The sequence below is a fragment of the Sporofaciens sp. JLR.KK001 genome (assembly GCF_036941055.1).
In the GTDB taxonomy this organism is placed as follows: Bacteria; Bacillota; Clostridia; order Lachnospirales; family Lachnospiraceae; genus Sporofaciens.
Genome location: NZ_JAYMNO010000001.1, coordinates 2,497,551 through 2,513,679, shown reverse-complemented (window position 1 = coordinate 2,513,679; position 16,129 = coordinate 2,497,551). Strand labels below are relative to the sequence as shown.

The 16,129-nt window shown below is 48.1% G+C and carries 12 protein-coding genes; 2 read left to right on the top strand and 10 right to left on the bottom strand.

The features are described from left to right. The first annotated feature begins 112 nt into the window (after window positions 1-112). Entirely contained in the window at window positions 113-2,317 is a 2,205-nt protein-coding gene (locus tag VSQ62_RS13030; protein ID WP_334635315.1) for a PT domain-containing protein, read from the top strand. Window positions 2,318-2,433: 116 nt separating this feature from the next. Here the strand turns inward: VSQ62_RS13030 and VSQ62_RS13025 are convergent, their stop codons facing one another. The 8 genes from VSQ62_RS13025 to VSQ62_RS12990 all read right to left on the bottom strand — a co-directional run bounded on the left by VSQ62_RS13025 (window position 2,434) and on the right by VSQ62_RS12990 (window position 11,946). Continuing rightward, window positions 2,434-3,564: a glycerate kinase family protein gene (locus VSQ62_RS13025; RefSeq protein ID WP_334635314.1), complete on the bottom strand. Its 1,131-nt coding sequence runs from the start codon at window positions 3,562-3,564 to the stop codon at window positions 2,434-2,436. A 5-nt stretch (window positions 3,565-3,569) separates the two neighbouring features. After that, window positions 3,570-5,585, bottom strand: a complete 2,016-nt coding sequence (gene dctP / locus VSQ62_RS13020; protein WP_334635313.1) for a TRAP transporter substrate-binding protein DctP — start codon at window positions 5,583-5,585, stop codon at window positions 3,570-3,572. A 75-nt stretch (window positions 5,586-5,660) separates the two neighbouring features. Beyond that, window positions 5,661-6,944 (bottom strand): nickel-dependent lactate racemase, encoded by a 1,284-nt coding sequence (gene larA / locus VSQ62_RS13015; protein WP_334635312.1) that lies wholly within the window; start codon window positions 6,942-6,944, stop codon window positions 5,661-5,663. Window positions 6,945-6,962: 18 nt separating this feature from the next. Next, window positions 6,963-7,715: an alpha/beta hydrolase family protein gene (locus VSQ62_RS13010; protein WP_334635311.1), complete on the bottom strand. Its 753-nt coding sequence runs from the start codon at window positions 7,713-7,715 to the stop codon at window positions 6,963-6,965. 12 nt (window positions 7,716-7,727) lie between these two features. Continuing rightward, window positions 7,728-9,017 (bottom strand): TRAP transporter large permease, encoded by a 1,290-nt coding sequence (locus VSQ62_RS13005; protein ID WP_334635310.1) that lies wholly within the window; start codon window positions 9,015-9,017, stop codon window positions 7,728-7,730. Next, window positions 9,014-9,508, bottom strand: a complete 495-nt coding sequence (locus tag VSQ62_RS13000) for a TRAP transporter small permease (protein ID WP_334635309.1) — start codon at window positions 9,506-9,508, stop codon at window positions 9,014-9,016. The genes VSQ62_RS13005 and VSQ62_RS13000 overlap by 4 nt, the downstream gene beginning before the upstream one ends. A gap of 59 nt (window positions 9,509-9,567) precedes the next feature. After that, entirely contained in the window at window positions 9,568-10,644 is a 1,077-nt protein-coding gene (locus VSQ62_RS12995; protein WP_334635308.1) for a DctP family TRAP transporter solute-binding subunit, read from the bottom strand. A gap of 204 nt (window positions 10,645-10,848) precedes the next feature. Continuing rightward, a complete protein-coding gene (locus tag VSQ62_RS12990) occupies window positions 10,849-11,946 on the bottom strand; it encodes a PucR family transcriptional regulator (protein ID WP_334635307.1) in 1,098 nt (365 codons plus the stop codon). Between the two features lie 139 nt (window positions 11,947-12,085). On the opposite strand from VSQ62_RS12990, the gene VSQ62_RS12985 reads away from it, so the two are divergent. After that, window positions 12,086-13,768, top strand: coding sequence for an AAA family ATPase (locus VSQ62_RS12985; protein WP_334635306.1), 1,683 nt, complete (start codon window positions 12,086-12,088; stop codon window positions 13,766-13,768). Between the two features lie 121 nt (window positions 13,769-13,889). Here the strand turns inward: VSQ62_RS12985 and VSQ62_RS12980 are convergent, their stop codons facing one another. Both VSQ62_RS12980 and VSQ62_RS12975 read right to left on the bottom strand, forming a co-directional pair. Next, window positions 13,890-14,831, bottom strand: a complete 942-nt coding sequence (locus VSQ62_RS12980; protein WP_334635305.1) for a sugar phosphate isomerase/epimerase family protein — start codon at window positions 14,829-14,831, stop codon at window positions 13,890-13,892. Window positions 14,832-14,838: 7 nt separating this feature from the next. After that, a complete protein-coding gene (locus tag VSQ62_RS12975) occupies window positions 14,839-16,116 on the bottom strand; it encodes a sugar phosphate isomerase/epimerase family protein (protein ID WP_334637652.1) in 1,278 nt (425 codons plus the stop codon). Between the last annotated feature and the right edge of the window lie 13 nt (window positions 16,117-16,129).

The following is a 16,129-nucleotide window of genomic DNA, read 5'->3' as shown; positions in this document are numbered from 1 at the left end:
GAACTGTTACTACCTGATAGTACATTGCCGAAATTTTAAAACATATATCTTGTATATACTCTCGAAATGATATATACTGATAATACATTTTATATTATAGAAAGGTAAAATCATGAGAGGTAAAAGAAAATTGTTTTTTATGTTTCTGGCACTCTGCCTTATGTTGGCCATACGGCCGGAAACAGCATCCGCAGCCGGCGGATCGATATCCGTAAACGGAACCGATATCCTGTCGGCACCGGATCACCAGGTCTCCTGCGGGAGCGGTGCTGCAGCCTACGATCCCGACACGAAGGTCTTAAGACTTGACAATGCCGTGATCGGAAGCACTGCTGGAAGCGCTGTGCAATATGGGGTAGAGATTACGGAACCCGGCGTAACTGTTGAATTAATTGGGGAGAATACAATCAACGCGCACTTTGGAATCTACAGCGAACAGCCGTTAACCATTAAGGGAACCGGCGGCGGACTCTTGATCAATATCGTTCAGGATCCTTCTATTCCAGGTAATCCATGCAGGGGCATTTATGCTAAAAAAGGCGGGCTTACTATCAGAGACACAGATATCCGCTTAACAACGGGTACAATAACAGCTAACAGCGCATACGCCGTCGATTCCTGGGGCGGCGACAATCAGATCATTAATTCTACGATAAGGATTGCCATGCAGCCGCTCAAAGATCCTGATGAAAGTTGTACAGGAATCAATATACCGGCAGACGGGGCAAATGTACTTACGGTAACCGGCAATTCAAGCATCATTATGGAATCATTAGACAGAGGAATCTCTTCTTCTGGAGATATCACCATCTCCGGCAGCAGCCTTTCCATAAAGGACTCTGCCAGTTTTGCTGTCGTTGCAGGAAATACAATGATTTCTAACGGTTCCAGGCTGGATATCTCTGCACAAGACGGACAAGCCCTGCAAGCGGCCGGGAAAAAGATAACCATTTCCCATTCTTCCGCCGCACTGGTATCAACCGGAACGAACGGTATCTTCTGCAATGATCTTGAGATCATAGATTCTTCGAAGGTGGATGTCAAAGGCTACTGGCCAGCCTTGTTTGTGGATAACAATACTGTTATCAGAGATTCTTCCGTAAATGCGGTTACATCAAATGACGTAGGAATCTTCTGCAAAGGCCCTACGGAAATTACGGATTCTGAGGTCAAAGCTGTCTCCGACCAGAATAAGAGCGGTCTTCGCATCTTAGGGGATCTGGCCATAAAGGATTCGGATATCACTTCCTCCGGCGATGCCAATAACAACAGCATTTCCGCGGCAGGCAGTATCTCCATTACCGGAGGTACGACAGAGATCGGGGAGGGAGGAATCGCTTCCGAAAAGAATATACATATAGGCGGTGTCATCCTTTCAAACGGGAAGCCTTCTTATGATAATATACAGAACGGTTCCGATGACGTCACATTCTCAGAGGCAGATTACAGCGCCGTAGACGCCGCGGTCAAGAAGGCCGAAGCGCTTAAGAAGGAAGATTACACTAATTTTGAGATCGTAGAAGAAGCTGTACAGGCTGTAGTCAGAGGAAAGCTTTTCTGGGACCAGGACGTTGTGGACGGATACGCCGCCGCAATCGAAGCGGCTCTGGCAGCCCTGAATCCTGTTCTTCCTACTGAACAGATCAGCTATGAGATCACCGAGGGAGCAGATCAGACAGTAATCAAGAACGGCGATAGTAGCGTTACTATAAGAGTCAACGGGGATTTTGATAAATTTGTCAGTGTATCGATAGACGACAGCGAAGTAGCTGAGGAACACTATACCGCGGTATCCGGTTCCACGATCATTACGTTTAAACCGGAGTATATCCAGACACTTACGGCAGGAACCCACAGGGTCAAGATCCATTATACCGACGGTCTGGCTCAGACCAGTCTGACATTGCAGGCAGACGAAGACACCGAAGAACCGCCGGTTGATCCCGACGGCGACCCGTCGGATAAGCCTGATGAAGATCCGTCGGATCAACCGGACAACGATCCATCGGATCAACCGGACAACGATCCGTCGGATAAGCCTGATAATAAGCCATCGGGCACCCCCGATGATAAACCGTCAGATAAACCGGATGATAATCCATCGGTCGATCCCGGTGATCAGCCGTCAAGTAACCCGTCAGACAAGCCGACGAACGCACCTGACAAGAAGCCTTCGTCACAGACGCCGAATACGAACGCTGCGAACCAAAAAGCTCCTAAAACAGGTGATGATCTGCCGACCATATGGTTGCTTGCCTTAGCTTTCTCCTATGTCATGATACGGAGATCCAGAAGATCCGGGGAAGTGGAAAACTAAATCAATGACAATTGAGGAATGTGACGAATCACTTTTGTTTCTCTTCTCGTTATTTAAATGGCGGCCTTGATTTCATCAAAGCCGCCGTTTTACAATAATCTGGAGGGATGCTTCTTTTATACAAACGCCCTAAACACCTGCTCCACGCATAATACCATATTTTCTTTTGCATTTTCCGGATCCATGGCCTCCTCCAGCGTAGTGACGCCCCGTACGATCGGGAAAAAAGCGTCAATCCCCGCCGAATTGCACTCCGCAGCGTCTTTTGTCACACTTCCGGCGAATGCGAGCACCTTTATTCCATATCTTTTTGCCAGACGAGCGACACCCACTGGAACCTTTCCCATGGCTGTCTGGAAATCCAGACGACCTTCTCCGGTGATTACAAGATCTGCATCCTTTAGCTCCTGTTCAAGCCCGGTCGCTTCTATGACGATATCAATTCCAGGTCGCAGTTCCACGTTCGGAAGATAGCTTAAGAAAGCGAATCCCAATCCGCCCGCCGCTCCTGCTCCTTCAGTCAGCCTATGGTCCGTTCCGGTATATTCTGCCGTCTTTTCCGCGAAATGCTGCAGCTTCCTGTCGAATATGCGCTTATCCTCTTCCCTGACTCCCTTCTGAGGACCGTACACCCAGACTGCTCCTGTCTCCCCGCACAGCGGATTTTTCACATCACAGGCAATCTGAAACTGGCATTCCTTTAATACTTCCGGTACATTTTCCATAGAAATATGTGCGATCTGGTCAAGATCTCGGATTCCATGCCTGATGGGCTTACCGTCTCCATCTGTAATTCCATAGCCCAGAGCCTGGAGCATTCCGGCTCCCCCCTCCGTCGTCGCGCTTCCGCCGATACCGATGATGAACCTGCGACAGCCTCGCTTTACAGCATCCAGTATCATCTCCCCCACGCCGTACGTCGTCGCTCTATACGGGTCTAATTCTTCCCGGTCAACCAGTGTGATTCCGGCGGCCTCCGCCATCTCAAGCACCGCCGTCTGCCCGTCCCTTAAGATTCCGTATCTTGCATTCGTCTTCTCTCCCAACGGACCTGTGACCTCTGCGGACACATACCGGCCTCCAAGACCTTCCACCAACGCTTCCGTAGTTCCCTCTCCGCCGTCTGCCAGCGGCTTCACGATAATCTCCGCGCTGCAGGCTCTTCTGATCCCGGCTTTCGCAGCGTTTCCCGCCTCCATAGAACTTAAACTCCCCTTAAACGAATCAATTGCAATCACAACCTTCAAACCTGTTACCTCCTGTGATAATGGGATTTCATAGCTTCTATCTTGCTTAAGAAATCCTGGTATTTTGTTTTCTCATATATGGCCTGGCTTTTATATTTCCACATCATGATCTCCTCTTCCGTAGGAACGACGATCTCAAGCCCTTCCTTCAGCAGGCTGCTTCTGGCAAGCTGATTGACCTCTTTCTGCTGTTTCAAGACCCATCTGCTGTTTTCACGGATCGCTTCCTTGAGCATGCTCTGTTTTGACTGGTCTAATTCACTCCATGACTGCCGTGCGACACAGCACGCCTCCATACTGTAGAACATCTTCATCTCCGTAATATATCTCTGGTACTCATATATCCTCATGTTCCAGATATTGTTGTAAGGATTCTCCTGACACTCGATCATATCCGACGCCAGCGCTTCACGGATATTGTTATAATAGATCTGAACCGGTACAGCGCCCATCTCTTCAAAATACTCCTTGATATCGTCAGAAGCCAGAATACGGATCTTTCGTCCCTTCATATCCTCCGGCACTATGATCGGCGCATTCTTCGAGGTCAGGTAACGCCAGCCCATGGACCAGATGTCGAAACACAGCACATCTCCCTCGCTTAAACTGCTCTGAACCTCCGGAAGAACAAGATTCTGCAGCACAAATCTTGCCTCTTCCTCCGACTCAAATAAAAACGGATACTGCAGTACGGATATCTTCATATCTGCCAGTTGGCGCAGCCCGATCGTAGAGCCCACCGCCATATCCAGATCTCTCTCCCGCAACAGGCCGAACAATCGGAAATTATCGCCTGATGTGGCTACCGTATGGATATTCAGTTGAAATATCCCCTTACTCTTCTTATCTAATATCTCTGACAGATGACTAAGCCCTTGAAACAGAATGCTGTCCGGCTGAACGATCACACCTGCATTCCAGATGATCTTCTTCTGATCCTGCAGCGCATATATATGGATCAGCGCACGGTTCCTGATATCATGGAGCGGATCAATACCAAGCCTGTCCTTCATCTTCTTGAGCCGCTGCTGCATCGTATTAATATGGATTCCTAATACGTCCGCGCATATCTTCGGACTCATATTGTGGATCGCCATAGGCATCATAAGTGAACGGATGATCTCAGACTGCTCGGTCCGGATCTTAAAATCCCGAATCATATTCTCCTGTTCACCGATATCCAACCTTGAATACAAATACTCAAAAATATAATCATTAATATAATAACACATTCTCTTATACTGTCCATAATAATCAAAATTAAGGAACAGATACCTTGCCTCTTCAAAGCTTTTGTACAGTTGGTCCGCACGCGAATATGCGCTGCCTGCAAATGCATTCGCAACCGCCTGATCATCCAGAACATTTGCAATATGCGTGATCATCTCATCACACATACGGTCAACCTCTTCTCTGTACTCCCGATAATCAAGACTGCCGACAGACTTAAATATCACAATACTGTTATTGACGAAACCGCATATATCTTCTTTGGTTAATATCCCCCTATCTTCTCCCCATTTTTCCAGTATGTCTACAATCTCACCGGTCGTTGTCCCATCTTCCGCGAAACTGGTGCTTAACAGAACCGCACATCTTGGAATGTCTTTCAGATCAATCTCGAAATCCAGCCGCCCGCCTCCCAATAATTGACTGGCAAGAAGCCTTCTTTTGGATATCTCCGCCAGATCTTCCTTCTTCTTATAGAAGGAATCAGAAGCCGCATGAAGCATCGCACAGATATATGACCGGTATCTCTGGTGTTCCCGGTCTGTCAATACAATGCACACGGTCCGGTCCATCATGGTACATTCAAACATACAGACTTTGCTCTTTCCAGATTCACACTCGGCCGGATGCTGCTTTTGAAGCTGCAATATCTCTTCTTTCCAAGCTTCCAGAAGATCTCTGCTGCTGCATTCCAAGATATCTTGGCCGACAACCATAACACATACAGGTATATCCGTACCTTTTGCAATCGCTCTTACAGCCTGCCTGATCATAACCCCGATCTCTTTCATCACACCCCTCCCTCGCACCCATATAACAAAAAGTATACCACAAAACACATGATGTTCTGCGATATACTTTCCGTATCAAAGTCCGTCATTAAACTTATTCTCGATCACTATCGAAACACCATCCGGTATCACCGTAACAGAAGCGTCTTCTCCCTTTATCTCTCTCGCACGCGCGAATGCATGCTCCAACGAATCCGCATATTCAAGCTTCATTGCCGTAATCCTTGCTTCAAGTTCCCGCCTGGTCACAAAGATGATCGGATGTCTTTCCATGATCTTGGCAAGGATCTGGTACTGCCATTGATCCGGCACAGTTTCTTCCATAGGTGTTCTTCGTATTTCTTCAAGCAGCAACGATACACTCCCGCACTCAGACAAAGCACGATAGAATACATCTCCGCCGATACCGTCCGCACACTCTGCACACATGATGATCACCGCATGATCTCCTGCCGCCAGGTCTGCAGCCGTGATGCCTTTAACCGCCTGGTACACATTCTGATCCAGCGGTGCGCCGCCATTAGATGTGATCACGATATCTCCCGGCCGGTCCGGCTCAACCGTACAGTATTTTGCAAGAAATCTGCAGCCTGCATGATGAGCCTCGATCGGTTCTCCTGCGAATGCCGAAACGATCTGCTTCTCTTCATTGATGACAACATTCACGATATATGCAAGATCTGCCATGACTGCTGCCGCCTCCATATCGCGGTTGATCGGATTCTCTTCCAGTATACCCATACACGCATGCTCATCATCAATAAATTCCGCACAATGATTGCCTAAAACCGTAGTTCTGCTGCACACTCCCGGCAGAATACTTTTGCGTCCTCCCGAAAACCCGGCGAAAAAATGCGGCTCGATAAATCCCTCTGACACAACCAGGTCGGCATCCTTTACCAACGCATTCACCACAAGCCTCGCACCTGACGGCAGCTCCCCCATATCAGCTAACGGAGACGCCTCGCAATCATGGACCACGATCCTTTCATGTTCTACGATATCCTTCCCTAACTTCGTTTCCAGTTCCTCAACGGTCGTTCCTCTGTGACATCCGGTCGCAACCAACAGAGTAATATCCAGATCCGGATTCCCCTCCCTCATCTCCGAGAGCATATGCGGAACGATATATTTGCTTGGCACTGGCCTTGTATGGTCACTGACGATCAGCACCGCCCGGCTCTTGCCTTCTGCCATCTCCCTTAATGTCTTTCCTCCATATGGATGCAGCATTGCCTCTTTTACCGTCTTATGCCCGCCTGCGCCGGCCTTAAGCGTCCGTAGCTTAGATTCTATCACCTGGCACTCTTCTATCTGAAGACATTGAGTTGTCTTACCATAAGGAATTCTTATCTCCATATACTATACTGCCCTCCATTAACCCAAATGATTCCTGATAAATGCAAGAGTTTTCTCATACACCTCCTGTTTCCACTTAAGGGACAGGAAACGATGGTTCGCCCCCTCTATAACCGCAAGCTCACAGCAATCTCCATAGATATTTCTCAGCATATAAGAGCTTTCCACCGGAATATCCGTGTCATTCGTTCCATGGATCAAAAGCACCGGCCTGTCATAGCCTTTTGCCATCTCTTGAAAATCCATGCCGCAGATCTCCTCCATAAATTCCCTGGAAAGTTCCAGCCCGTCAATATCCCATCCACGCTTCGTCGGACCGTTCATATTCCTTGTCCTCTGCCCGGCCTGAAAAGCCATCGTAAGCGCCGTAGCCCATCCAAATATACCTGCCGGCTGGAGCCTTGGCGCCTCCAGAACCGCAATCAACGCTCCCATACTGTGTCCGCCCAGGAACAGCTTCCCGCTGTCAACATAATCTTGCCCGGCCGCCCACCGATAGATCGCTTCCGTCTCATTCATCTCGCTTCCAAGAGTCATCTCATGGAAATCCCCGTCACTCTCCCCGGTTCCATAAAAATCATACCGGATCACACAGAATCCTGCCTTTACCGCCTCTCTTGCAAATTCTTCATATAACCTCTGCGGCCCTGTCTTCCATACCGTGAACCCATGTAAAAATATGATCGTAGGAAATCTTCCTTCCTTGTCCGGCATCCTGACATTTCCTCTCAAAAGCCGTCCGTTTACATCTAATTCAGTTGCAATATACATAATAGAATCCTCCTATATCATCCCCAACAACCTTGGAAGGCACAGTACAAGCTCCGGAAATATGATCATAACCGCCAGCACAATGTACAGGATCACAATTGTTGCCAGGGCGCTCGGCAGCGTCTTCTCAAGCGATACCCCGCCGATCCTCATAGTGATGAAGAGATTCGGGCCAAGGGGCGGCGTCAGCATGCCTATGCAGAGATTGACAACCATCATGACACCGATAAAAATCTCATGATAGCCAAGCTGTGTCAGCAGCGGAACAACAATCGGTGCAAATAAGATCACGCTGGAATTGGTATCAATAAACATACCTACCACTAAGAGAATCAGATTGATCAATATCATAATAACGATCTTGCTGCTCGTAACAGATAGAATCCCGCCTGCGATCGTAGCCGGAATATCCCCCAGCGTGAGAATCCTTCCGAAGGTATTCGCACCGCCGAATAATATCATGATGGTAGCAGATGTGATCGCGGCGTCAACCAGAGATTCCTTAAGTCCCTGCCAGGTAAGCGTCTTATAGATGAACTTGCTCACTGCCAGAGAATAGACGACACCTACTACCGCCGATTCTGTCGGTGTAAAGATACCGGAATAGATACCTCCCAGCACGATCACCGGCATGAGCAGCGCCCAGATACCCTCTTTGATGGTCTTCGCCTTAGAGCCTTTCTCTTCGGACAGGCTTTCGCCCCTGTAGTCCTTCCTCTTCGAAATCCATTTGTTATAGACGATCAGTCCCACTCCCATCAGAAGCCCCGGAATGACCCCCGCCATAAACAGCGTAGTCGTCGAACACCCGATCGTCACCGCAAACATGATCATTGGAATGCTGGGCGGAATAACCGGGCCGATCGTAGAACCGGCCGCAAGCAGCGACGCCGAATATTCTTTCCCGTATCCCTGCTTGGCCATGGCCGGAATCATGATCCCGCCGATCGCCGCCGCAGTTGCCGGTCCGGAACCTGAGATCGCGGCAAACAGCATACTTGCAACGATCGCCGCCGTTCCAAGTCCTCCCGCCGAATTCCCTGTGAACGCCTCTGCAATGTCAACCAACTTCTTTGCCAGTCCCCCTTTGGACATCAAAGTACCGACCAGCATGAAGAACGGGATCGCCATCAGCGGAAATGAATCACAGCTTTTCACCATCGACTGGGCAAGCATCAGATCCATCCCCTGTCCCGGAAAATAGATCGCGAACACAACCAACGCCGAGAGCGCCAGCGCCGCGAAGATCGGAACCGTCAGAAACAATAGAATCAATAATGTAAGAATCAGTACACCGATCAAGCTTCCTCCACCTCCTTCTTAGCTCCGCGGATACTGCGGACTTCTCTTTCGATAATACGGACTGAGAATCCCAGCGTTCCAAGCACTCCCGCCAGATACAATACCCATGTAGGAAGCCAGGGAATCGCCGGAAACGTCTGATTCGTAAGCATCGTATTACGCATCACGGCAAATATCTTATAGCTTAAGAACAGGCCGAATATCACGCAGATGATATCCCCGGCGATAAACGCCAGTTTCCCCCTTTTCTCTCCAAGTATCATGGTTATGACCGTAACCTGGAGATGTGCTCCCTCGAGTCCTGCCAGACTTACTCCGCAAAATGTCATCCAGGTGAACAGGATGCGGGCCGCCTGCTCCGTCCAGGAAGCAGTATAACCAAACCCGAACCTGGTTACCACATTCACAAACAATATAACCGTCATTATTATAAACAGTACGATAATGACCGCTTTCTCGATATTATCATACCAGGGAGCTTTCTTCCCCATATCTATCCTCCTTCCATATAGAACAGGGGAGTACATACCTCCCCTATTCTTTTCATCTATTATTTCTCGTCGTTAACCGCCTCGATCTGCTCGATCAGCTCCTTATTGCCGGAAGCCGCCGCTTCAAAAGAATCATACACCTCCTGCGCCGCCTCGCGGAACGCCGCTCTCTGATCATCCGTAAGCTCGATGATCTTCGTGCCGGAATCAAGGATCGTCTGCTTGTCCTTATCAACATCCTTCAGCACTTCTTCACGTTCCCACGCGGTTGCTTCTTTTGCCGCCTCTTCTAAGATAGATTTCTGGTCGTCCGAAAGCTTACCCCAGGTAATGGTTGAAACCATCAGCGGATCGGCGTCATAGATGTGCTGTGTCTCCACCACATAATCCTGAACCTCATAAAAGCGGGAATTTACTATGTTCGTATACGGGTTCTCCTGTGCGTCGATCGTCCCCTGCTGAAGCGCCGTATACACCTCTGACATCGCCATCGGCGTCGCAGATGCGCCAAACGCATTAAAATGCTGCATATGATACTGGCTGTCCATGGTACGGATCTTGATTCCCTTCATATCCTCCGGAGCAGTCACCTCTTTCTTACATGTAAGATTCCTCCACCCCTGGGTCATATACGACAGCACATGGAACCCCGACTCTTCCAGCGCGGACGCCACATCCTGGCCGATCTCCCCGTCCAGTATCTCTTCTGCCGCCGCCTCGTTCTTGAACAGATACGGAACATCGAATACCGACATTGCAGATGTGAAACCGCTGAGCGCAGCCGTGGACGGAGCCATCATATCGAGTGTCCCCATTTGGAGCTGTTCTGCCATCGCCGTATTATCTCCCAGCTCAGAATTGGGATAAACTTCGATCGTAAGCGAACCTTCCGACTTCTCCTCCACAAGCTCGGCAAACTTATCAAGCCCCTTGTCCAGAGAATTCCCGTCCGCAACTACATGTCCCAGGCGAAGGACCATCCCGTTATCCGATCCTTCGGAGGCGCTTTTGCCGCCCTCGTCCTTTGAAGCTGTACTGCTGCCGGTAGATGCGTCCGATCCTTTGCATCCAACAAGCACCGTACCTGCCGCCAACATAATCGCTGTAATCATTGCCAGTCTTTTCTTCATCATCATTTTCCCTCCTATGATATTTGTTTTTGTTCGTCTGCTCGATTAATTGTTTGAATTATTTGTATCTTTTCAACAATTATTCAAGAAAACTCCCGCTGTTTCTGTATATATTTTACACAAAAACAACGGGAGTTATAAATATCATAGCCCAACAATATCATATCATAAAATTGTGCACACAACACATATCCTGCTTGCACGAGAATATCAGCACGGAGCAATCTGCGTATCATAAGCCGCGAAATACTCACAGATCAACATCAGTAAGAATTTATCCCCGTCATAATTCATAGGATCAATTTTTAAAAGACCGCACAATTTTCTCACATGCAGCATCATCGTATTTCGATGGACATAACCGTACTTTGACGCATGACTGATATTCATTCCGTTCTCCAGCAGTATCTTTGCCGTCTTCACCAATTCCGGCTCTTTCCGAAGCTTCTCTGCATATGCGCCAAGAAAATGTTCCAGTGTCTCCTGATCGGTATTATAAAAGGTATATTCAACAAGATAATCTTCGGCATAGAAGATATTGTGCGCCCTTCTGCCTCCGCTGCGGATCTCCCCCACTGCCCGTTTCGTTGTCAGCGCAGCATTTAGGCTGAATCTGTATTCTTCCGCCTGCCTCACCATGGCGCCGATATAGATCTGCGGAACATACCCGAACTTTTCAGATATCAGCATTTGGACCCCCTGAAAATATTCATTACACTGATCCTTTATCGTCTCCCTGGCATCCGGAATATATTTACACAGGATGATCCTCCCCTCTTCCACAGATTCGCAGATATCCTGCGGCGACGTCTTCCTATACCGTTTGATCAGATTCTTCATATCATCCGTCTCGCCATACCTGCATTCGATCACACAGACCACCCGTTCAAGCGCCATCTCTTTTTTTAATTTTTCTGCCAGAAGAACCGCGTAGATGTGCATCTCCATTGAATCCGCATAGAGAAGTGTCCTCAATAACCTTTTCTCTTCATTATCTTCAAGCTCTCTTTTTCTGGCGCCTTTGTAATTTGAACCTGCCATACTGATTATGCCGTCCAGCATCCTGCCTACCTCGTCCTCATCCTTATACCTGTCCGCCCGGACTGACAGGGTAAGCTGCCGGTTCAAAGTAAGAGGCCTTGCGATGCTGTAGAAATCATTTATATGATTCTTTATGTCTGAGAAATACTCCTGCTTTATGATCGTGCTGCCGTTCACACCTGTGATCTGGATATTACTTTGGGGAAATGCTTCACAAAGAATTGAAAAAAACGTATCCTGGTGTCCGATCGCTGCTGTTCCTGCCATAGCTTTTTGCATCCTTTCTGGTAAGAGTTCGTTCCATATAACAACTATTATAAACGATTTCTATATTTTTGAACATTGAATTCCTTGCAAAACAATGATAAGATACAAGAAAAGCATGGGAGACATGGGAGGCATGGCTATGGCAAGAACAGTCGGTATCGGACATCAAGATTTCGCTCAAGTAATTACCAAAAACAATTTTTACATTGACAAAACAGACTTTATCAAAGAATGGTGGGAGAACGATGATGTTGTTACCCTGATCACCCGCCCCAGACGCTTTGGCAAGACGCTGAATATGAGTATGTTAGAATATTTCTTTTCCGTTGACCATGCCGGCAGAAATGATCTTTTTGAGCATCTTTCTATCTGGAAAGAAGAAAAATACCAGAAATTGCAGGGTGCTTATCCCGTAATCTTCTTAAGCTTCGCCAATGTAAAAGAATCTTCTTTTCCCAACACAAGACAAAAGCTCTGCCAGATCATTACAAATCTATATAACCGGTATGATTTTCTGTTAGACGGCGACCTGTTGAATGACAAGGAAAAAAGACTTTATCAGATGGTTTCTGCCGACATGGAAGACTATCTGGCATCTGACTCCCTGGACATGCTGTCTGGCTATCTGATGCGATATTACGGGAAAAAGGTCATCATTCTCTTAGACGAGTATGATACTCCCATGCAGGAGGCTTATGTGCATGGATACTGGGATGAGACTGTCTCTTTCATCAGGAATCTCTTCAATGCGACCTTCAAGACGAATCCTTTTCTTGAGCGTGCTGTCATGACCGGGATCACAAGGATCAGCAAGGAGTCTGTCTTCTCTGACCTGAATAACCTGTCTGTGATCACAACTGCATCTGATCTGTACGCAGACTGTTTTGGATTCACACAGCAAGAAGTATGGAATGCCTTGGAAGAATTCGGCTTATCTGAAAGCAAAGATAAGGTAAGAGACTGGTATGACGGATTTACATTCGGTCAAAAATCAGATATTTATAACCCCTGGTCAATCATAAACTATCTGAAATTCAGAAAATTCTCGCCTTATTGGGTGAATACCAGCAGTAACAGCCTAATCGACAAGCTGATCCGTGAAGGAAGCGCAGATTTAAAGATCATCATGGAAGAGCTCTTATCCGGCAAATCTCTCTGTACGCAGATTGACGAACAGATTATCTTCAATCAGTTGGAGTACAGCGAAAATGCCGTATGGAGCCTATTGCTTACGACTGGCTATCTGCGCATGGCGCAACTATATATAGACAAAAGAGGCCGTGAAACCTATAAGCTTGTGCTCACGAATTATGAAGTAACGTTGATGTTTGAACGGATGATCAAGGGTTGGTTCATGGATTTCACACCGGCATATAATAACTTTATCAAAGCACTTTTGATGGATGATAAAAAAGCTATGAATGCCTATATGAATCAGGTTGCACTTGCAACCTTCAGTTATTTTGATACCGGGAAGCACCCCTCCAAAAAGGCAGAACCGGAACGTTTTTACCATGGTTTTGTCCTTGGGCTGACGGTAGATCTTGCCGGTCGGTATTCTATAAATTCTAACAGGGAAAGCGGCTTCGGCAGATATGACGTGATACTGGAACCATTGCACGATACAGCTCATGCAATCATTCTGGAATTCAAAGTTCATGATCCTGATGACGAGGAGACCCTTATAGACACAGCGCAGGAAGCGCTGAAGCAGATTGACCGGATGCGATATTCTGCTTCTCTGGAGGCAAAAGGTATCGCACCCGAACGGATTCGGAAGTATGGATTTGCATTTGAAGGGAAGACGGTGCTGATTCGATAAAAAGCTTCCATAATCAGAAACTAAATAAGTAACCTAACCCAAAGGTGTAAAGTCTTTATTAAATTATCAAGGTCTTTACACCTTTTTTGATTTACAAGTTATAAATGACACCGTGCTTATCCTATTCGAAAAAGCTTTCCTCTGCCAGATACCGTCCGATATTAGCAATAAATCCCAGCACATCCTGTTTCATCGGCTTGGGAAACGCAGTCAGCACCGGAGCCGTCTCAAAGCTCAGCACTCCGTCAAATCTGATCTTCTTTAACCCCCTGACAAACCCGTCCCAATCGGTAGAAGCCAGATTCTCCCGGGTCTTTGTAAAGGTAAAGGGAATCTGGTGCAGGTCGGATACGCCGTCGTTGTCATGTATATGCAAGACCTTTAGACGGCTGCCAAGCGCCGTGATAAATCTCTCAAAATCTATCCCCGCGATGTTGGCATGGCCTGTGTCAAAACAGAATCCCAAAACCTCCGCCCCGTATCTGTCATTGAACTGATCTATGCGCTCTGCTGCCTTCCCGGCATTGCAGCACGGTCCCTCCACAAGATGCCCGCCTATGCTGTCATACAGATTTTCAATACATATGGTGATCCCCATTTCCTTTGCAAGCGGGGCAATGGAATCTATGAACCTTGCCGTTTCCCGCCATTCCTGTTCCTCTGAGCCAAGGAAACGGGCAAGCTTAAACCCATGGATCACGATATAGGGGCATCCAAAGAAAGCACATACAGCCATACTCTTTTGCGCCACCTGGTTCCATAGATAGTCGTTCAATTCCCTGTCAGCCTTCGGCACATACACAGGATACGGCATATGCATCTGATTGATCGTGATCCCGGACGCTTCCGCCCCCTGTTTATGCGGTGCGAAGTAATGCTCCAGCTCCCGGACCGACCGGTCAAAAAATTCATTCCGCTCTGACTGATAGAGAGAAGTGTTGGAAAGATAACTGTTCAAACTGAAATCCGCACAGGAAAAACCTGCTCGCTTCAGCATGGCGAAGCCTTCTTCCGGATGCGTGTTATTGACGACGTTTTTGGTCTGGACTCCTATGTTCAACATTTTATTATCATACTCCTTCCTGCCATTCCCGCTCGATCCTGTCAAAATAGAACGCGGGCATATACTCGTCATTGAAAAATTCTATCGGATTCAGGATCCCCATGCCGCGAAGCTGCCGTTCGATCTCCCGGTAATAGATATTACAGATCAATATCACGCAGTCCTTCGGCAGATCCTTAAGACTCTCGGGCGGTCTTACTTCTAAACCGCAAAACAAAGTTCCCCAAAGGGTCTGGTTATTGTCGCAGGTAAACAACGGCGGATACTTATCTCCATAGCATTTCATATAGTTCCGGCACATATTGCCCGCGCCGAAAAGAACGATGGACGGATACTTTTTCAACAGATTCTCAAGCCCGATCTGCCAGCCGAAATATTCCACCGTCGATCTGGCAAGCTTCACAAGCCCCGGGCGCAGGATCGGTGAAAAGGCTCCGGCGGTATCCGAAAAATCCAGGATCAGCCGTCCGTCAAATCCGGTCTCCCGCAATCCCCGGATCAGCCCAAGCCAGTCCGTCAAGGACTGTCCCCCGGCGGCGCAGGTAAACGGCAGCCTGCTGCATTCTGTGTGTCCGTCACATTCACGCAGGATCACAGCCTTGGCGCGCTTCCCCAGCGAAAGAGCAAACTCCTGCATATCCTGCCCGCACAGGCTGCACGCCCCTGTGTCTATGCAGAATCCAAACCGCTCCTCTCCTGCCTCTTCGTTCAGCCGGTCAACCCAATTAGCCGCTTCCCTGCCGTCTGCACAGACGCCCTGTACCAGATGGCCGTTCATGTCCCTGCACTGATTTTCCAACAAAATTGTCACCTGGTTCTCTCTGGCAAGTTCCAGAAAATGAAGGTAATACTTTCTGTTTACCTCCCACTCATCCCCCGGCTTTACACCGGAAAACAGCGGCCTGACGATCAGCGCAGTACAGCCGATCCTCCCGCAGATCCGGATACATTCCTCCGTCAGCCCTGCCATCAGCTCTCTTAGATCTTCCCGCTTTGTGTCCCTGCACAGATAAGGCGCGCGAGCCGCGGGCAGAGACAGCCCTTCCCGGACACACCGCTCAAGTACCGGCCTTGCCTTGTCATATAAATTTTCCGGATGTTCGGAAACCCACAGCCGCTTTGGGGAAGTTCCTTTCTTCTTTTGCTTCCCCACACACTCTAACTCTTGATCCGAACAAAACATTGCAAAGTCAAGCAGCGCCTGACCAAATCCCGCCTGGGACAGATCCAGGACTCCCTGCCCCGGACGTTCGATGTCTACAATCCCACGAGGGGAAACTATCATATCCAATCACTTA